Origin of the sequence: Pseudomonas sp. FDAARGOS_761 (assembly GCF_013343155.1) — a bacterium.
GTDB lineage: Bacteria > Pseudomonadota > Gammaproteobacteria > Pseudomonadales > Pseudomonadaceae > Pseudomonas > Pseudomonas aeruginosa.
Genome location: NZ_CP054572.1, coordinates 2,341,692 through 2,360,787 on the forward strand (window position 1 = coordinate 2,341,692; position 19,096 = coordinate 2,360,787).

General features: G+C 69.5%; 17 protein-coding genes. 14 read left to right on the top strand and 3 right to left on the bottom strand.

Features of this window, described 5'->3' with window-relative positions:
- Positions 1 to 642 carry a kynurenine formamidase KynB gene (kynB, locus tag FOC67_RS11010; RefSeq protein ID WP_003088775.1) on the bottom strand — a complete coding sequence of 214 codons (642 nt, stop codon included), beginning with the start codon at positions 640 to 642 and terminating at the stop codon, positions 1 to 3.
- Between the two features lie 132 nt (positions 643 to 774).
- Here kynB and kynR point away from each other — a divergent pair, with 132 nt between their 5' ends.
- From kynR to FOC67_RS11075, 13 genes are all read left to right on the top strand, one after another.
- Positions 775 to 1,251, top strand: a complete 477-nt coding sequence (gene kynR, locus FOC67_RS11015; RefSeq protein ID WP_003088777.1) for a kynurenine pathway transcriptional regulator KynR — start codon at positions 775 to 777, stop codon at positions 1,249 to 1,251.
- 201 nt (positions 1,252 to 1,452) lie between these two features.
- A complete protein-coding gene (locus FOC67_RS11020; RefSeq protein ID WP_003109665.1) occupies positions 1,453 to 2,727 on the top strand; it encodes a Rieske 2Fe-2S domain-containing protein in 1,275 nt (424 codons plus the stop codon).
- Positions 2,728 to 2,814: 87 nt separating this feature from the next.
- Entirely contained in the window at positions 2,815 to 4,647 is a 1,833-nt protein-coding gene (gene asnB / locus FOC67_RS11025) for an asparagine synthase (glutamine-hydrolyzing) (RefSeq protein WP_009315672.1), read from the top strand.
- A 27-nt stretch (positions 4,648 to 4,674) separates the two neighbouring features.
- Positions 4,675 to 5,184 (top strand): aromatic-ring-hydroxylating dioxygenase subunit beta, encoded by a 510-nt coding sequence (locus tag FOC67_RS11030; protein ID WP_003088783.1) that lies wholly within the window; start codon positions 4,675 to 4,677, stop codon positions 5,182 to 5,184.
- A 10-nt stretch (positions 5,185 to 5,194) separates the two neighbouring features.
- On the top strand, positions 5,195 to 6,097 hold the full coding sequence (locus tag FOC67_RS11035) for an alpha/beta fold hydrolase (protein WP_009315673.1): 903 nt from the start codon (positions 5,195 to 5,197) through the stop codon (positions 6,095 to 6,097).
- Positions 6,094 to 6,750: a hypothetical protein gene (locus FOC67_RS11040; protein ID WP_003128649.1), complete on the top strand. Its 657-nt coding sequence runs from the start codon at positions 6,094 to 6,096 to the stop codon at positions 6,748 to 6,750. The genes FOC67_RS11035 and FOC67_RS11040 overlap by 4 nt, the downstream gene beginning before the upstream one ends.
- A complete protein-coding gene (locus FOC67_RS11045; protein ID WP_003128648.1) occupies positions 6,734 to 7,582 on the top strand; it encodes a trans-aconitate 2-methyltransferase in 849 nt (282 codons plus the stop codon). Before FOC67_RS11040 ends, FOC67_RS11045 begins: the two co-directional genes overlap by 17 nt.
- 91 nt (positions 7,583 to 7,673) lie before the next feature.
- Positions 7,674 to 10,325 carry a TonB-dependent receptor gene (locus FOC67_RS11050; RefSeq protein WP_009315674.1) on the top strand — a complete coding sequence of 884 codons (2,652 nt, stop codon included), beginning with the start codon at positions 7,674 to 7,676 and terminating at the stop codon, positions 10,323 to 10,325.
- Positions 10,326 to 10,337: 12 nt separating this feature from the next.
- Positions 10,338 to 11,417 (top strand): LLM class flavin-dependent oxidoreductase, encoded by a 1,080-nt coding sequence (locus FOC67_RS11055; RefSeq protein WP_009315675.1) that lies wholly within the window; start codon positions 10,338 to 10,340, stop codon positions 11,415 to 11,417.
- Complete coding sequence (locus FOC67_RS11060; RefSeq protein ID WP_174707723.1) at positions 11,414 to 12,694, top strand: MFS transporter; 1,281 nt, start codon at positions 11,414 to 11,416, stop codon at positions 12,692 to 12,694. Before FOC67_RS11055 ends, FOC67_RS11060 begins: the two co-directional genes overlap by 4 nt.
- The gene (locus tag FOC67_RS11065; protein ID WP_009315678.1) at positions 12,681 to 13,877 is read left to right on the top strand and encodes an MFS transporter; all 1,197 of its coding nucleotides are present in this window, start codon (positions 12,681 to 12,683) and stop codon (positions 13,875 to 13,877) included. Before FOC67_RS11060 ends, FOC67_RS11065 begins: the two co-directional genes overlap by 14 nt.
- A gap of 102 nt (positions 13,878 to 13,979) precedes the next feature.
- Positions 13,980 to 14,489, top strand: a complete 510-nt coding sequence (locus tag FOC67_RS11070; protein ID WP_003107976.1) for a sigma-70 family RNA polymerase sigma factor — start codon at positions 13,980 to 13,982, stop codon at positions 14,487 to 14,489.
- Positions 14,486 to 15,442: a FecR family protein gene (locus tag FOC67_RS11075; RefSeq protein WP_015502991.1), complete on the top strand. Its 957-nt coding sequence runs from the start codon at positions 14,486 to 14,488 to the stop codon at positions 15,440 to 15,442. Before FOC67_RS11070 ends, FOC67_RS11075 begins: the two co-directional genes overlap by 4 nt.
- A gap of 1 nt (position 15,443) precedes the next feature.
- Here the strand turns inward: FOC67_RS11075 and FOC67_RS11080 are convergent, their stop codons facing one another.
- Positions 15,444 to 16,289, bottom strand: a complete 846-nt coding sequence (locus FOC67_RS11080; protein WP_003107935.1) for a CmcJ/NvfI family oxidoreductase — start codon at positions 16,287 to 16,289, stop codon at positions 15,444 to 15,446.
- Between the two features lie 148 nt (positions 16,290 to 16,437).
- Positions 16,438 to 17,472: an AraC family transcriptional regulator gene (locus FOC67_RS11085; RefSeq protein WP_009315681.1), complete on the bottom strand. Its 1,035-nt coding sequence runs from the start codon at positions 17,470 to 17,472 to the stop codon at positions 16,438 to 16,440.
- Between the two features lie 146 nt (positions 17,473 to 17,618).
- Here FOC67_RS11085 and FOC67_RS11090 point away from each other — a divergent pair, with 146 nt between their 5' ends.
- Entirely contained in the window at positions 17,619 to 19,094 is a 1,476-nt protein-coding gene (locus FOC67_RS11090; protein WP_009315682.1) for an NAD(P)/FAD-dependent oxidoreductase, read from the top strand.
- Positions 19,095 to 19,096: the final 2 nt, after the last annotated feature.

The following is a 19,096-nucleotide window of genomic DNA, read 5'->3' on the forward strand; positions in this document are numbered from 1 at the left end:
TTACTCCGCGGTAGGCAGGGCGCGCAGCACGGCACGCACCGGGCTGGCATCGAGGTGGGTGAATTTCAGCGGCAGGGCGAGCAGTTCGTAGTCGCCGGCGGGCACGTCGTCGAGAACCACGCCTTCGAGGATCGCCATGCCGTGGCGGCCCACCGCGTGGTGGGCGTCGAGGGTCTTGGAGTGCTGGGGGTCGAGCGACGGGGTGTCGATGCCGACCAGCCTGACGCCGCGCTCGGCGAGGCACTCGATGGTGGCCGGAGCGATAGCGCAGAAGCCTTCCGGCCAGTTCGCCGGGACCCGTTCGAAGGTCCGCAGCAGCACCCGCGAGGGCAGGTCGTCGAGCTGGCCGGCGAGGTGTTCGGGGGTCACCAGCGGGTTAGCGCCGATACAGTGGATCACCCGGCACGGTCCCATGTAGACGTCCAGCGGCACCTGGCCGATGGGCAGGCCGTCGGCGCGGTAGTGCAGGGGGCCGTCGACGTGGGCGCCGGTATGCGGCGAAAGGGTGATCCGGCCGACGTTGACCGGGCACTGCTCGTCCAGCCGCGCCGCCCATTCCTGCTGGAACGGCGTGTCGCCGGGCCAGGTCGGCGTGTTCGGGTCGAGGGCGGGACTGATGTCCCAGTAGCGGAGCGAAGTCATTGTTTTTCTCCGGAAATCCAGCGAATGATAATGAACGAGATTTCGGAGAATTTTCGTGCGAAATGCAAGGTCGCATGGCAATCTATTCGCACAAAATTCGAAGATAGCTATTCATTCTGATAGGAACTGCACATGTCCCTGGACGCCATCGATCTGCGCATTCTCCGTCACCTGCAGCAGGACGGGCGGATGAGCAACCAGGACCTGGCGGAGAAGGTCTCCCTCTCGCCATCCGCCTGCCTGCGCCGGCTGCGCCTGCTGGAAAGCGAGGGGATCATCCGCGGCTACTCGGTGGAACTGGATGCCGAGCGACTGGGCGTGGAGCTGGAAGCCATCGTCCATGTGTCGCTGCGCCAGGACGTCGAGGGTTGGCACGAGGCGTTCATCGCCAGGGTCCGGGACTGGCCGGAGGTAGTCACCGCCTATGTGGTGACCGGCGCCACCAACTATGTGCTACGGGTCCGGGCGCGCAACCTCAAGCACTATTCGGACTTCATCGTGAACAAGCTGAACCGCGCCGCCGGCGTCACCGACATCCGCTCGGAAATCGTCCTGCAGGAGATCAAGGCCGGTGCCGACCTGCTCGACCTGGTGAACCTGAAGAGTTGAACGGGGCGACCCCTCATAAAAGCATGAGTGCAATGAGAGGGACGAATTTTCAGTCGCCGAGGGAAATAATTATTTTGTCTTTTTTCATGGGGTTACGAGTTATTAGCTAATGAATAAATAGTCTGCCGGAATTGATTTTCCCCGTGCTAGGTTTCCTCCGTCCCCGTTGCCGGGTTGTCAACGTTACACGGAGGTTAGGCGGTGAGTGAATATATCGAGACCGACGACGCAAGTTACTTCCGGGTCAGGCGCCAGGCCTATGTTTCCGCGGAACTGCACCGGCGCGAACTGCACGAGATATTCGACGACAGCTGGCTGTATGCCGCCCACCTCAGCGAGCTGCGCGAGCCCGGCGACTTCATCACCCGCGACGTCGGCGGGCGCAACCTGATCATCCAGCGTCGCGCCGATGGCGAGCCGGCGGTCTACCTGAACGCCTGCGCGCACCGTGGGGCCAAGGTCTGCGCCGAGCGCCAGGGCAACAGCCAGCGTTTCACCTGTCCCTACCATGGCTGGACCTACGACAGCCACGGCAGCCTGATCGGCCTGCCGGACAAGGCCGCCTACCAGCACGCCGGGCAATGCCATCCGGAGCTGTCCCTGACACGGGTGAAACACGCGGTCTACCGCAACTTCCTGTTCATCCACTACGGCGCCCGGCAAGCGTCCCTGGAAACCTACCTGGGCCAGGCGAAGGACTATATCGACCTGATCTGCGACCAGTCCGAGGCGGAACTGGAGATCATCCCCGGCGGCTTCGAGCATTCGATCAAGGCCAACTGGAAGCTGCTCGCGGAAAACGGCGTGGACGCCTACCACCTGCCGTTCGCCCACAAGCGCTACCTGGAATACCTGAATACCCTCGGCACCGATCCGGAGTCGCACAAGCGCCACGGTCGCGGCGAGGCGCTGGGCAACGGCCACGCGCTGATCATCAGCGGCCCGCCGTCCACCGGACGGCCGATCGCCTACTGGAGCCCGTTGTTCCCGGAAGCGCTCAAGCCGTCCATCGCCGCCAAGTTCGAACGCCTGGTGGAACGCTTCGGGCAGGCGCGGGCAGAGGACATCGCCCACACCAACAAAAGCCTGTTCATCTTTCCCAACCTGGTGATCAACGACATCCTCGGCCTGAACATCCGCTCGTTCTTCCCGACCGCCGCCGATGAGGTCAGCGTCACCGTATGGGGCGCCGGCTTCGCCGATGAGACCCGCGAGGAGCGGGCGGCGCGGATCAATGGGTTGATCTCGTTCATCGGCCCGGGCGGTTTCGGCACCCCCGACGACGTCGAGATCCTCGAATCCTGTCAGCGCGCCTACGCCCACGCCGCCCTCGGCTACAGCGATTTTTCCCGCGGCATGGGGCCGGCAACCCGCCGCCACGTCGACGAGGAACAGAACCGCGGCTTCTGGCGCGAGTGGAGCCGCCGGCTCGGGCAGCAGCCCGCCGCCCTGCGGCGTCTCGCCGTGGCCGTCTGAGCCGTCTTCAACCATCGCTCCCTGCAGATCCCTGCGCGCCGCCCTGGCTACGCGGGGAATAAAGGGTCACTGCAAGGAACGTCATCCATGTGTGGAATCACCGGCTGGACCGACTGGAGCCGCGACCTCGGCGAGCAGCGCAGCATCCTCGAACGCATGACCCGTACCCTGGCCCCGCGCGGGCCGGACGCCGAAGGCCTGTGGCTGTCGCGGCACGCGCTGCTCGGCCATCGGCGCCTGGCGATCATCGACCTGGAGAACGGCGCCCAGCCGATGCTTGCCGAGGCTGGCGGGCGGGTGGCGCTGACCTACAGCGGCGAGGTCTACAACTTCCGCGAGCTGCGCGCCGAGCTGGAGACGCTGGGCCAGGTCTTCCGTACCCGCTCGGACACCGAGGTGGTGCTGCGCGCCTATCTGCAATGGGGCGAGGCTTCCTTCGCCCGGCTCCGCGGCATCTACGGCTTCGCCCTGTGGGACGAGCGCGAGCAGAGCCTGTGGCTGGTGCGCGATCGCTTCGGGGTCAAGCCGCTGTACTACTACCCGACCGCCGGAGGCGTGCTGTTCGCCTCGGAACCCAAGGCGATCTTCGCCAACCCCGAGGCCAACCCGGTGCTCGACGCCAGCGGCATCGCCGAGCTGTTCGCCCTGACCACCGCGCCGACTCCCGGCCACGGCCTGTACAAGGGCCTGCGCCAGGTCCGGCCGGGCCAGGCGCTGCGCTTCGACCGCAATGGTGTGCGCGAGCTGGTCTACTGGGCGCTGCGCGCGGAACGTCACGAAGAGGGCGCCGAGGACAGCGCCGAACGCGCCGGCCAGTTGCTCCGCGAGGCAGTGGCCGAGCAACTGGTGGCCGACGTCCCGCTGGGCAGCCTGCTTTCCGGCGGGCTCGACTCCAGCGCCATCAGCGCCTTCGCGGTGGCCGCGCTGGATGGCGACGCGCGGCGCCTGCCGACCTTCTCCGTGGACTTCCCCGGCGAAGGCCGCGGCTTCGTCCCGACGCCCTGGCAAAGCAGCTGGGACGAACCCTATGCGCAACTGGCGGCGAACTTCCTCGGTACGCCGCACCGCACCGTGCTGGTCGCCCCGGAAGAGGTGCTGGAACAGGACGAGGCGGTGCTCCAGGCCCGCGACCTGCCCGGCTGGGGCGAGCTGGACGCCTCGCTCTACCTGCTGTTCCGCCAGGTCCGCGAGCACACCACGGTGGCACTGTCGGGCGAGTCGGCCGACGAGGTGTTCGGCGGCTACCCGTTCTTCCACGACCCGAGCGCCCTCGCATACGACGGCTTCCCCTGGCTGGCCGGCAAGAGCGGGCCCTGGCAACTGCTGCGGCGGGAGGTCGCCGAACGGGTGGCGGCGCCGGAATACATCCGGGCGCGCTACCGCGAGGCCCTCGCCGAAGTGCCGCGACTGGATGGCGAGGATGCCGCCCAGCGGCGCCAGCGCGAGGTCGCCTACCTGGCGCTGAGCCGCTGGCTGCCGGCGATGCTCGAACGCAAGGACCGGATGAGCATGGCGGTCGGCCTGGAAGTGCGCGTGCCGTTCTGCGACCACCGCCTGGTGGAGTACGTATGGAACCTGCCCTGGGCGCTGAAGAGCGTCGCCGGGGAAAGCAAGAGCCTGCTGCGCCGGGCCCTGCGCGGGCACCTGCCGCAGGCGATCCTGGAGCGGCGCAAGAGCGGTTTCCCGGCCAACCCCGACCCACGTTACCTGGCGCTGCTGCGCGAGCGGGTCGGCCGCCTGCTCGACGACGGCCGCTCGCCGCTGTTCGAACTGGTGGACGCCGGGCGGGTCCGCCAAGCTCTCGAACAGGGCACGCCGCTGCCCAGCCCGCGTGCCTCGGCGAGCCCGACCGCCGGCCTGGCCTACCTGCTGAACTTGGACCGCTGGCTGACCCGCCATGGGGTCGATATCAGCCTCTGAGCGGCACTTTCTTCCCGGAGGATATTCATGAGCCTTGCCTTGTCCCGTCCCGACAGCGACCTGCTGGCGCGGGTCAGCGATTTCCTCGTCGCCGAAGCCGAACTGCTCGACGACCGCCTGCTGGATACCTGGTTCGCGCTGTTCGAGCGCGCCGCACGCTACCGGGTGCTGCCCTTGCAGGAGCAACTGGCCGGCCAGGCGCCGGAGGACAGCCTGTACATCATCGACGACGACCACGTGCGCCTGCGCGAGCGGGTCGACAGCATCCTCGGCGGGCATACCTGGATGGAGCAGCCGCGCTCGCGCACCCGCCGCCTGGTGGGCAACGTGCGGCTGAAGCGGGTCGAGGGCGAACTGGTCAGCAGCCGCAGCAACTTCGTCGTCCATCAGTTCCGCAACCGCGAGGCCTGGAACTTCGTCGGCGAAGCCAGCCATGTCCTGCGCGACGGTCCCGAGGGCTTGCGCATCGTCTCGCGGGAGATCCGCCTGGACCACGAGACCATCAGCGCCCAGCGGCGCATCAGCATCATCCTGTGAGGCGCCGCCCATGAGCACCGATCCGTTGCTGCCCGGCTTCGACTACCTGACCCTGCACACCTCCGCCGCGCGCCTCCGCGTCGCCGTGAAGGGCAGCGGCCCGCCGCTGCTGCTGTTGCATGGCTATCCGCAGACCCACCTGGCCTGGCATCGCATCGCTCCGCGCCTGGCCGAGGACTACAGCGTGGTCCTCGCCGACCTGCGTGGCTACGGCGAATCGCGGGCGCTGGACGAGGAGGGCGCCGACTATTCCAAGGCCGCGCTGGCCCGCGACCAACTGGAAACGATGGGCCAGCTCGGCTTCGAACGCTTCACGGTGATCGGCCACGATCGCGGCGCGCGGGTCGGCTATCGCCTGGCGCTGGACCATCCGCAGGCGGTCGCGGCCTTCGTCTCGCTGACCGTGGTGCCGATCCTCGACAACTGGGCGGCGGTGAACAAGGCCTTCGCCCTCAACGCCTACCACTGGTTCCTCCTCGCCCAGCCGTACGACCTGCCGGAGCGCCTGATCGGCGCCGATCCGGAGCACTTCCTCGACTACACCCTGCGACGCATGGCCCAGGGCCGCGACATCTACCACCCGCAGGCGCTGGCAAGCTACCGCCGGGCGTTCCGCGACCCCGCCGTGCGCCATGCGATGTGCGAGGACTACCGGGCCGCGGTGGGCGTCGATGCCGACGCCGATCAGGCCGATCGCGACGCCGGCCGGCGCCTGCAATGCCCGGTCCAGGTGCTCTGGCAGGAGCGCCCCTACGCCGCCGGGCAGCATCCGCTGGAAATCTGGAAGACCTGGGCCGGGCAGGTCGAGGGCGCCGCCATCGGCGCCAGCCACATGCTCCCCGAAGACGCGCCGGACGCGGTGCTGGAGCACCTGCTGGGGTTTCTCGCCAGCCACCGGGAGGCGCTCCGATGAGCGCCGTCGAACGCGATCCGGCGGCGCAGGCGACGCTCTGGCGACAGCGGGTGTTCGAGGTGCACGCGGCGATGTCCGCCTACCTCGCCGAGCGCCATCGGCGTGAAGACCTGGGGGACTGGGTGGCGACCAGCGCACGGATATTCGCCGATCTGCCGGCGACCGACGACCTGCGCGCCGAAGCCTGGCAGGCGGTGTTCTTCCGCGCCCAGGCGCTGATCGAACAGTTCATCGTCGCGCGCCCGGCGGATTACCGGCTCGACGACTGGGCGCGCGCCACCGCGCGCATCTATCGCGCGCTGGAACCGGCGGGGCGGGGCGATCCGGCCAGCGCCGCCGACCGTCTGGCACGCCAGGCCGCGCTCTACGGTTCGCGTTTCGAGGTGCAGGCCGAGGCTGGCGGGCGCGCGGTATTCCACAACCGTCACTGCGCGATCTGGGACTACCGCGAGCGCGCCCGCGCCCGAGGCGTGCCGATCACCCTGGAGTCGGCCTGCACCTATTGCACCAAGCTGCTGTCGGCGTTCGTCGCCGCCAGCGATTGCCACGCCGACTGGCGGCTCTACGAAGAGCCGCAAGGCCACGGCTGCGTATGGACCATCACGGCGGACAGCCTCAACCAAGGAGCAGGCGTACATGAACGCGATCATTGAACAGGCGCGCAGCCTGGACGGCTACCAGGATTCCAGCGAACTGCTGCAACGTCGCGACCAGGACTGGGTGCTCGACCGCGCCGGCATCGAGCCGCGCAGCCTGCTCGATCTCGGCTGCGGCATCGGCTCGCTGCTGCTCGGCGCCTCCCGGCGCTGGCCCGGCCTGCAACGGTTGTGGGGCATCGAGCGTTCGCCTCTGCGCCTGGAGCAGGCGCGCGCGCAGTTGCGCGGGGCTGGCGTCGAGGCGCGTCTGCTGGAGGGCGACCTGCTCGACCTGCCGCCGCTGGCGGAACGCTTCGAGCTGATCAGCATGACCGCCGTGCTGCACTGGCTGTATCCCGATGAAGAGCGGCTGTTCCGGTGGGTCGCGCGGCACCTTGAGGCGCAGGGGGTATTCCTGTTCACCTCGCACCATCCGTTCGCCGAGGATGGCCTCGGCGGCGAGGACGACCTGGTCGCCCAGGCCCTGGTCGAGATGGGCCTGGCCGCGCCGGAACGGGTGGCGGCGCTCTACGCGGAAGCCGGGCTGCTGCCGATGGGCACCCGCACCCGTGGCCGGGAGGCGTTGCGCGAACGCGTCGAACGACACTTCCGGGTCGACTCCATCGTCTCCCGCCCGGCGGTCCTGCGTGTCGCCGACTCCGCCGAGTACCAGCGTTTCCACGCCGCCACCTTCGGCACCTATTTCGCACCGCTGGTGCCGGCGACGCGCCTGGAGGAATTCTTCGTCCGCCTCGGGCGGATCGCCGAGCGGCGCATGCAGGCCGACGGACAGGTCAGCGAAATCCCGGTCAGCGTCTGGCGCTGCCGGGGGCGGGAGGGCGAGGCATAACCTTATGCGCAATCGGTCTGCCGCGCGGCTGAAAATCGGTACGGGCAATTGCACTCGGTGGCATCCGCAACCGCTCAAGGATGAACCGACCATGCCCAACCCGCGTTCGCCACGTCTTCGACTCGTCCCCGTGCTCTGCGCGGTCGGCCTGGCCTGCCTCGGCCAGCCCGGCGAGTCGGCGGCAGAGGAGGTCCGCGCCACCAGCCGCGCCGAGATCCAGCGCTTCGACATCCCGGCCGGCGAACTGGCCCAGGTGCTGCTGAGCATCGTCCGCCAGAGTCGCACCCCGATCGCCTTCGACCAGCACCTGGTGGAGGGCCTGCCGGCACCGGCGATCCAGGGCTCCTACAGCGTCGAGCAGGCGCTGCAGCGGGCCTTGCAGGGCAGCGGCCTGGAATACAGCCGCAGCGCCGCCGGCGTGCTCAGCCTGCAACGCGCCACGGCGCCGGATGCCGCGCTGCCGGCGGCGAAGCCCGCCGGGACCCTGGCCACGGTGGTGGTCACCGGCACCCGCAAGGCCGATGTCAAGGCCGGCGAGAGCCTGGCACCGATCGATGTGGTCAGCGCCGAGCAATTGCGCGACAGTGGCAGCGGCGACCTGCGCGACGCCCTGGTGCGCCTGCTGCCCTCGCTGTCGCGCCAGGCCCAGGCCTACAACGCTTCGGCGCTGACCAACGCGCAGTCGCTGCGCGGCCTGAGTCCCAACCACGTGCTGGTGCTGGTGAACGGCAAGCGCCGCCACGAGACCGCCAATATCAATGTCAGCGGCGGGCTGCAGAGCGGCTCCACCGGGGTCGACCTGGACACCATCCCGCTCGCCGCCATCGAGCGCATCGAGGTGCTGCGCGACGGCGCCTCGGCGCAGTACGGCTCGGACGCCATCGCCGGGGTGATCAACGTCATCCTCAAGTCGGCCGACCACGGCGGCCGGCTCGCCTACGACAACGGTCGCTACGGCGATGGCGACGGCCTGACCCAGAACGGCGGGGTGAATGGCGGCCTGCGTTTCGGCGAGAGCGGTTTCCTCAACCTCAGCGCGCAGTTCCGCGAGCAGGCGCGGACCATCCGCGCCGGCATCGACCAGCGCACCGGGCGCTACGGCAACCCGTCCATCGGCGACCCTTCGCTGCACCGCCAGGCGCTGGCCTACAACGCCGGCGTGGCGCTGGACGACAACGTCGAGCTGTACAGCTTCGCCACCTATACCCATCGCTCGGTGTCCTCGGCGCAGATCTACCAGTTGCCGTCCTTGGCGCCGCGGCTCTATCCGAACGGCTTCACCCCGCGCATCACCAGCGACGAGGACGACTATTCGCTGACCCTCGGCGCCCGTGGCGGCGAGCTGTTCGGCGCCTGGGACTGGGACCTCAGCTCGACCTACGGCGCCGACCGCCCGGAGATCGGCATGGACCACTCGATCAACCTCGCCCTCTACGGCGAGACCGGCGATTCGCCGCGCTCCTTCGACCTGGCGCGCTACAAGGCCACCCAGTGGACCAATAATCTCGACCTGCGCCGCGACTTCGACCTCGCCTGGCTGCCGGCGCCGCTGAATTTCTCCTGGGGCCTGGAGCAGCGCCGCGAACTCTACGAGGTCGAGGCCGGCGATCCCTGGTCCTACTACAACGGCGGTTCCAAGGCGCTCCCCGGGCAGGCGCCGGCCAGCGCCGGACAGTGGAGCCGCGACGTGCTCGGCGCCTATCTCGACCTGTCCACCGCCCTCGGCGAGGGTTGGCAACTGGAGACGGCGGCGCGCTACGAGCACTACAGCGACTTCGGCAGCACCACCAACGGCAAGCTCGCCAGCCGCTACCGCTTCAGCCCCGAGGTATCGGCGCGGGCCAGTCTCAGCAGCGGCTTCCGCGCGCCGTCGCTGGCCCAGGAGAACTACACCAGCCTGGGCGTCTCGCCGACCATCGCCAGCGGCCTGCTGGCGGTCAACTCGCCGGCGGCCAGGCTGCTCGGCGCCGAAGACCTGGAGCCGGAAAAGTCGATCAGCTACAACCTCGGCCTGGTGCTCGATCCCTTGCCGGACCTGAACCTGGCCATCGACGCCTATCGCATCGAGATCCGCGACCGCATCGTCGACGGTGCCACCTATTCCGGACAGCCGGCGATCGATGCGCTGCGCGCCGGCGGGATCAGCATCCCGGCCGGACTGACCCAGGTCAGCACCCACTACATGACCAACGGCGCCGACACCCGTACCCACGGCCTCGACCTCACCGCCAGCTACCTCACCCGGCTCGGCGAGTGGGGCCGGATCGACTGGCGCCTGGGCGCCAACGTCAATCGCACGAAGCTGGTCAGGAACCATCGCGGGCGTAACGGCCAGCCGCTGCTCAACGACCAGCAGCAGGCCTGGATCACCAGTTCCACGCCGCGCAGCCAGGTCAGCCTGCAGGCCGACTGGAGCTACCGGCGCTGGGGCCTGACCCTGCGCGAAACGCGCTACAGCAAGACGGTTTCCGAACTGGACTACTACACCGGCGAGCATGCCTATTCGACCACGGTCTTCAACCGCTTCGAGAACTCGCCCAAGTACATCACCGACGTCGCCCTGCGCTATGCGGCGAGCCGCAACCTGACCCTGAGCGCCGGGGCCAACAATCTGTTCGACGTGAAGCCCGACAAGCTGCCGGCCGAGAGCGCCTACCTCGGCTTCAACCAGTACGACACCTATGCCTCGCAGATCAGCTTCAACGGCGCCTTCTACTACCTCGGCGCGGCCTACACCTTCTAAGGAGGACGAACCATGAGCATCGAACTGCGCGGCGGCGTGCGCGCTTCCGCGGTCATCGGCGACAGTGCCTTCGCCCGCCAGGCCGCGCGTTTCCTGCCGGACACCCGCAGTCGCGCGGTGAGTGCCTTCGACATCCAGCAGAAGGCCCGCCTGGAAGAGGCGGACGGCCTCGACGGCGCGCTGTTCACCGTTTCCGCTGCCTGGCCCGACCCCTGGCTGGTCGCCGGCTGGGCTTTGGCCGCGGCGCCGCGCCTGCGCGCCACCGTCGCGCACCGACCGGGGAGCGCCCAGCCGACCGTTGCCGCGCGCGCCCTGGCCACTCTCGACGGCCTGTCCAACGGGCGCGCCGGCGTACACCTGGTGATCGGCTCCAGCGACGCCGACGTGCGCCGCGACGGCGACTTCGCCGACAAGGACGAACGCTACCGGCGCGCCGTGGAGTACCTGGAGGTCTTCACCCGCGCCCTGGAAAGCCGCGACCCCTTCGACTACCACGGCGAGTTCTACCGGCTGGAGGACGCCGGCAGCGGCTTCCTGCCGATCCAGCGGCCGCGCCCGCAGCTATCCGTTGGCGGCTCCTCGGCGCAGGCACAACGCCTGGCGGTGCGCTTCGCCGACGTCTACGCCGGCCACTTCGCCAGCCCCACGCAGACCGCGGAGCTCAAGCGCAGGCTGAACGAGGAGGCGGCGGAGCAGGGCCGGCGGCTGAAGTTCTGGAAGCACTTCCAGGTGATCCTCGGCGACAGTCCGGCGGCGGCCCTGGACATCGCCGAGCACTACCGCCAGGCCGCTTTCGAACTGCTTCTGGCACGGCCCCTCGACGAACTGGCGGCATCGCCGCAGGTCGCCCGCGACGGCGAGCGCGACCGGCTCGCCCGGCTGGAGCCGGAGGCCTTGCGCGAATGGGTGGCGAATACCGTGCAGCGCAGCTTCGCCGGGGTGCTGGTGGGCAGCGTCGGCGAGGTGGCGGAACAGATCCTGGCCTTTCATCGCGCCGGCATCGAGATCGTCCAGCTCGAGGCCACCACCGAGAACGCCGAGGACATCCGCTTGCGCCGCCAACTGATCGAGCGCCTGAGGCGCGACGCATGAGCGGCGTCGCCCGCGAGGCCATGGAGGACGTCGCGCCGGCGCCTGCCGTCGGCGAGTTCGGCGTGGCCAGTTGTGGGGTGCTGCTGGCCTCGGTAGTGGGGGTGATCTTCGGCCCCACCGGGCTGGTGATCAGCAGCTTCTCGCTGTTCATCGAGCCGATCGCCGCCGACCTGGACTGGGACCGTGGCCAGTCGGCGCTGCCGGTGACCCTGCTGGGCCTGGCGGTAGCCCTGAGCAGCCCGCTGAAGGGCTGGCTGGTGGATCGCTGGGGCGCGCGCGCCCTGGTCCTGCCGCTGACCGCCGCGCTGGCCCTGTGCCTGGCCAGCCTGGCGCTGGCGCGCAGCGGCTGGCAGCTATACCTGCTGTTCGCGCTGCTCGGCCTGCTGACGCCGGGCAACATTCCCTATGCGCGGATTCTCGGCGGCTGGTTCGAGCGTCGTCGCGGCGCAGCCTACGGCATCCTCGGACTCGGCTTCGGCGTCGGCGGGCCGCTGGCGCTGTACCTGGGCAGCGCCTGCATCGACGCCTTCGGCTGGCGTGCCACCTTCCTCGTCTATGGCCTGCTCGAAGGCCTGCTGGCGCTGCCGCTGCTCTACGCGTTGTTCCGCGAGCGGCCCGGCGACCTGCCGCAGGCGCGGCGCCCGCCAGCCGGCGCGCTGCCCGGAGCGACGCCAGGCCAGGCCTGGCGCTCGGCGGACTTCTGGCTGATCGTCGGCAACCTGATCCTCGGCGTGTTCGCCGTCACCGGCGTGATGGTGCATGGCGTGCCGCTGTTGCAGGAGCGCGGCCTGTCGCGGGAAGTCGCCACCGACGTGCTGGCGGCGCTGTGGGTCGGCATGATCGTTTCGCAACCGGCGCTGGGCTACCTGCTGGACCGCTACGACACCCCGCGCATCGCCTTGCCGTTCGCCGTGCTGGCGGCGCTCGGGCTGCTGCTCCTGCTCCTTGGCGGACCGCCGGCGCTGCTCTGGGGCGCGGTGTTCCTGATCGGCCTGGGCGCCGGCGGCGAGACCGGCACCACCCAGTACTTCGTCAGCCGCTACTTCGGCCTGCGCCATTTCAGCGTGATCTATGGCTCGATCCAGCCCTTCACCTTCGCCATCGCCATCAGCCTGGGGTCCTGGCTGCTGGGTTACTTCTACGACCGCGCGGGCTCCTACGCGGGCTCGACGCTGGTCCTGCTCGGCGCGTTCGGCGTGGCGGCAGGGCTGCTGGTCATGCTCGGGCGCTATCGCTATGCCATCGACGGGGAGGCACGCAGCCATGGGCGAGACTGAACGGAGCAGGGCGGAGGTGGGCGTCTGGCTGCTGGCCGGGCTGGCCTTCGTGGTCGGCACGGTGGAACTGGTGGTGGCCGGGGTGCTCGACGAACTGGCCGCCAGTTTCGCCGTCAGCCAGGGCCGGGCCGGGTTGCTGATGAGCCTGTACGCGCTGGTCTATGCGCTGCTCGGCCCGCTGCTGGTCTACCTCAGCGCCGGCATCGAGCGCCGCCGCCTGCTGGCCGGCGCGCTGCTGGCGTTCGTCGGCGCCAACCTGGCCAGCGCCGCCGCGCCGAGCTTCGCCCTGTTGCTGGCGAGCCGGCTGCTGGTGGCGGCCAGTGCCTCGGTCATTGTGGTGGTGGCGATCACCCTGGCGGTGGCCATCGTCGCACCGGAACGGCGCGGCCGGGCGATCGGCCTGGTGTTTGCCGGCATCGTCGCCTCACTGGTGCTGGGCGTACCGCTGGGCACCCTGATCGGCGAGTTCTGGGGCTGGCGTAGCCTGTTCCTGCTGCTCGCCGGGGTCGCGTTGCTCGGCCTGCCGCTGCTCCTGCGCCTGCTGCCGGCCATACCCGGCGCGCCCGGCATCGCCCCGGCGGAGCAACTGCGGGCGCTGGCCCGGGGCCGGGTGCCGTTCGCCCACCTGGCATCGCTGTTGCAGATGACCGGCCAGTTCACCGTCTACACCTACATCGTGCCGTTCCTGGTCGGCAGCATGGCCCTCGACAAACCGACCATCAGCCTGGTCCTGCTGGTCTACGGGGGCGGCGGCATCCTTGGCGCGCTGCTCGGCGGACGCGCCGCCGACCGCTGGCCGGGGCCGGCCACCTTCGTCGCCTTCCTGCTCCTGCACGCACTGGCCCTGGTCCTGCTGCCGTTCGCCACTGGCGGCCTGCCGCTGCTGCTGGGCGCGGTGGTGTTCTGGTGCGTGTTCAACATGGCGCCGGGGCCGGCGATCCAGAAATACCTGGTGGAACTCAGCCCGGACACCGCGGCGATCCAGATCAGCCTCAACACCAGCGCGATCCAGCTCGGCGTGGCCCTGGGCGCCTTCATCGGCGCGATCCTGGTGGACCAGGTGGCGGTGCGCGCGCTCCCCTGGTGGGGCGCCGCGCTGATCCTCGGCGCCGCCGCCTGCGGCTGGCTGTCCGCGCAGCGGCCGGCGGCGGGCACGGCGGACTGCCGGGAGCGCCTCGATTGATTCCCTACCGCGCGCCACGGGAACAGCCCCGGGCGCCGTTCCTCAACCTCCAGGCTCACTACCGCTATCCGTGGCGTGGCCTGCCAGCAGCGAACGCTTACCATGGATAGCCAAGGCTCCATCAAGAACACCCTGATCGCCCAGTTGTTCCAGCAGAACTACGACTGGCTGTGCAAGAAGCTGTCCTACCAGACCGGCTGTAGCCACAGCGCCGAAGACCTCGCCGCCGAGGCCTTCCTGCAGGTCTGGATGCTCCCCGACCCGGCGTCGATCCGCTCGCCGCGGGCGTTCCTCGCGACCATCGCGCAACGCCTGATGTACGAGAGCTGGCGGCGCAAGGACCTGGAGCGCGCCTACCTGCAGATCCTCGCCGAGGCGCCGGAGGCGGTGCAGCCGTCGCCTCACGAGCAGTGGATGCTGATCGAGAGCCTGCAAGCCATCGACCGCCTGCTCGACGGCCTGTCCGGGCAGGCCAGGGCAGTGTTCCTGATGAGCCAGCTGGAAGGCCTGACCTACGTGCAGATCGGCGAGCGCCTCGGATTGTCCCTGGGGCGCATCCACCAGTTGATGAAGGATGCCTTGCACTGCTGCTACCGGGGATTCCAGGAATGAGCGAGAAGCCGGAACGGCAACGCATCGTCGAGGAGGCCATCGAATGGATGGTGCGCCTGCAATCCGGCGACTTCAGCGCCGCCGAGGGCGATGCCCTGGAACGCTGGAAGGCGCTGTCGAGCGAGCATGCCGAGGTGTTCCGGCAACTGCTTGGCAGCCTCGCGCCGCTACAGGACTCGCCCTGGCGCGGCCAGCCGAGCGCTACCGTGCTGCGCGCCCTGGAGCAGCCGTCGAGCCGCCGGCGCTTCGTCGGCGGCGCCCTCGGGCTGTTCGTCCTGCTCGCCGGCGGCGCCGGCCTGGAGCGCTGGGTCCAGGCCGGCATGGGCCTGCCCGGCGAACTGGCGACCGGCACCGGCGAGCGCCGCGACTGGTTGCTGGCCGACGGCAGCCGCCTGCGCCTGAACGCGCGGAGCAAGGCGCGGCCGCTGTTCGACGGCGCCCAGCGACGCCTGGAACTGCGGCGCGGCGCGTTGCGCCTGGAAGTGAAGGAGGACCCGCGCGGCGCCTTCGCCCTCGACTGCGCCGCCGGACGGGTGGACTGCGCCAGCGGCAGCCTGCTGCTGGCCGAGGAGCGCGGGGCGATCCGCCTGGTGACCCTGCGCGGCAGCGCGCGGCTGACCACCGGTGAGGGACGCCAGCTGGCGGTGGCGGCACGACGTAGCCTGCTGTTCGATGCCGGCGGCCTGCTCGAACAGGGCCCGATGCAGGCCGGAGAGGATGCCTGGGCCAGCGGCTGGCTGGAGGTCCACGACCGCTCCCTGGCCTGGGTCGCGGAGGCCTTCCGGCCCTATCTGCCAGGCATCCTCCAGCTCGACGCGGAGATCGCCGGCAACCGCGTCAGCGGTCTGTTCCCGCTGGACGACATGCACACGTCCCTGGACATGCTCGGGCGCAGCCTGCCGATCCGCGTGCTGCGCTACAGCGACTACTGGATCAGCCTGCGCCCCGCCTGACTCATTCGTCGAAGAACAGCAGGCAACGCAGTTCGATGCTCTGCCGCGGCGGCGCATCGGCCGGGGTGCAGGGATCGTCGAAGGCGGTGTGCGCGCCGAGGCGGGCCTGCGCGTCCTCCCGCGAATCGTAGATCTTCAGCAGCAGCGCTTCCTCCGGCAGCAGGTGCGGGTAGTAGTACCAGCGGTGCTCCGGGTTGGGCTTGACCGAGTAGGTTTCGCCCACCTTGTCGCGGTACACCAGGTCACTGGCTACCAGGTCGTCGAACGCCAGGCTGCGGGCGTCCAGCAACGCCAGCGGCGCGCGCTGCGCCGGGTGGCCGAACGGACGCCACAGGTTGACGATCTGGAAGCGTCCGGCCAGGCGCCGTTCGGCGCGTTCCGCCGGCAGGTGATCGCGGACCCGGCGCGGCGCCGAGCGCAGGGTCTGGTCGTTGTGCACGTAGCGCACCGGTTCGCGCAGGCCGCGTTCTTCGCGCCCGGCCTGGTCGACGCGCAGCGTGTGGTCGAAGATCACCGCCTCGGCGGCGCCGGTCAGGCGGCGGAGCAGGGCGATGCTTTCCGGGTAGTAGCGTTCACGAACCTGGGCTTCATCCTCGAAATCGCCCACCGCGCTCGCCTCGCGCACCAGTTGGAAACCCTCGCGCTCCAGGCTGGCCGGTTGCGCCAGCAGACGCGCATTGCGGATCGCCACCCGGGTCGGCTGCAACAGCGCGCTGCGCTGCGGCGTCCCGGCGGGGGCCGGATAGGTGTAGGCGACCGGCCGTTGGCCGTTGTCGCGGATATAGTTGACCTCGGCCTCGACCTGCTCCGGCGCGTGCGCCGGCCATGCGTGTTGCTGGCAACCCATGTGTCGTTCTCCCGTTGCCAGCGGAGATGCCTCCGCTGCCGCGCCGCCGGATGCCGCGCGTGAACGGCCAATCTAGCCGCTGGCAGGCGGCGGCGAAACGAACATCGAGCGCTGGCGTCCTGCCTTCGTGGAATAAGCCCGGAGCGGCTCAGGGCATCGCGCCGAGTCGTCGCCGCTGGCGATACTGGCGCGGCGTCATGCCTTTCCAGCGCCTGAAGGCGTGGATGAAGTTGGACACCTCGCCGTAGCCGAGGCGCTCGGCGATCTCCTCCAGGCGAATCGCGCCGGTGGCCAGCAGCTCTTCGGCGAGGGCCTGGCGCACCTCGTCGAGCAACAGGCGGTAGCTGCTGCCCTCGTCGTCCAGGCGGCGACGCAGGGTACGCACGGTGAGGTGCAGTTCCATGGCCAGGGTCTGCATGTCCGGCAAGTGGCCGGGCGTCCTCAGCAAGCGGTCGCGGATGCGTCCGGCCAGACCGCCGCGCACCTGGCGGCGGGCGAGCAGGGCGCGGCACTGTTCCTCGCAGGCTCGCGCCACCTCTGGATTGGCGCCGGGCAGCGGGAGGTCGAGGAAGCGCCGTTCGAAGACCACCCGGTTGTCCGCCTGGCCGAACGCCGGGCACAGGCCCAGCTCGCGCACGTAGGGCGCGGGATCGGCGGGCGGTGGGCGGCGGAAGCCGGCGCGGAGGATCGGCAGGCGCTGCCCGGTGAGGTCGCGCTGGATGCGCAGCACGCCACCGGCGTCGCGTTCGAGGAGGAAAATCCGCAGGTCCTCGGGAATGCCGGCGTCGTCGAGCACCAGGTGCGCTTCGTCGTCGTGTACCTCCAGGCGGATGCCATGGAAGGCGAAGGTCAGGTCGAGGTAGCGCAGGCCCAGTTGCGCGGCGCTGAGGAAGGTCGGGCTGCTGAGCAGGGCGAAGCCCCAGATGCCGTAGGCGTTGAGGTGATAGCGCAGGCCTGCCGCCAGGCCCGGTGCGCAGGCGTCGCCCAGGTGCCGGACCAGGTTGCGCACGACGCTCAGTTCCTGGGCCGCGTCGATTTCCCCGGAGGGATCGCCGAGCAGGCGGATATCCAGGCCGCTACCTGCCAGGCACTGCTCCAGGCCGAGGCCGCGGTCGATGCCGAACTGGATCAGCAGGTGCGCGCTGATGGCGCTGCGGCGGGGAGACCAGGGCGGAGTGGGCATGGTGGCGTCCGAGGTTGACCGAAAATCACAACTTTATGTCCGGCCCGGCCATAACGCCAGTCGCCCCGGCGAACTAGGATGCTGCCATCCGCCGCTGGGCGGAATCGCGCCGGACGGCGTGGCAAGCAACAAACGGGAGCACAACAATGCACAACGAGTCCCGCCCTGAAGCCCCCTTGCGGGTGCTGGTGGTCGGCGCCGGCTTCGCCGGTCTCGGCCTGGCGATCCGCCTGCGACAGGCAGGCATCGACGATTATCTGGTGCTGGAAAAGGCCGCCGATGTCGGCGGTTGCTGGCGGGAAAACCGCTACCCGGGCGCCGCCTGCGACGTCCCCTCGCATCTCTATTCGTTTTCCTTCGAGCCGAAGGCCGACTGGTCGCGCAAGTTCGCCCCGCAGGCGGAAATCCTCGACTACCTGCGGCATTGCGCGGACAAGTACCGTCTGCGCGAGAAGATCCGTTTCCACTGCGAGGTGGAGGAGGCCCGTTTCGACGCCGGCAGCGGCGAATGGCAGGTGCGCTGCGCCGATGGCCAGACGCTGCGCGCACGGGCCCTGGTCTGCGCCACCGGCCAGTTGAGCCGGCCGCTGCTGCCGCGCCTGCCCGGCCTGGAGCGCTTCCAGGGTCCGGCGTTCCACTCGGCGAACTGGGACGCCGAGGTCGAGCTGGCCGGCAAGCGGGTCGCGGTGATCGGCACCGGAGCCAGCGCCATCCAGTTCGTCCCGCGGATCGCCCCGCAGGTGCAACGCCTGTCGCTGTTCCAGCGCAGCGCGCCTTACGTGATCGCCAAGCCGGACCGCGCCTACGCTGACTGGGAACGCCGCCTGAAGGCGCGCTGGCCGTGGCTGCAACGCCTGGACCGGGGGCTCAAGTACCTGCACCACGAATCGCGGATGCTCGCCTTCGCGACCTTCCCGGCGCTGATGAAGGTGATGCGGCTGAGCTTCCGTCGCCACCTGCACCGGCAGATCGCCGATCCGCAACTGCGCGCGCGGCTGGTCCCCGACTACCCACTGGGCTGCAAGCGCATCCTGATCAGCAACGACTATTACCCGGCGCTGGCCAGGAGCAATGTCGAACTGGTCGATACGGGCATCCGCGAAGTCACCGAAGACGCCGTGGTCGGCCGTGACGGCCGCCGGCACGAGGTCGACGCGATCATCTTCGGCACCGGCTTCGCCGCCACCGAATTCCTCGCCCCGATGCGCATCCTCGGCCTCGACGGACGCGACCTGCGGCAGGCCTGGGCGGATGGCGCGGAAGCCTACAAGGGCATTAGCGTCAGCGGCTTCCCTAACCTGTTCATCCTTTACGGGCCGAACACCAACCTCGGTCACAACTCCATCGTCTACATGCTGGAAAGCCAGTTCCCCTACGTGCTCGGCTGCCTGCGCCAGCTCCAGGCGCAGGGCTTGCGCTACCTCGACGTGAAGCCCGAGGTCCAGCGGCGCTTCAACCTGGAGGTGCAACAGGGGTTGCGCCATACCGTCTGGGAGCGTGGCTGCGACAGCTGGTACAAGACTGCCGCCGGCAAGAACACCAACAACTGGCCGGGCTACACCTTCGTCTATCGCTGGCGTACGCGCCGGCCGGAGCTTGCCGACTATGACCTGGCCCGCTGAAG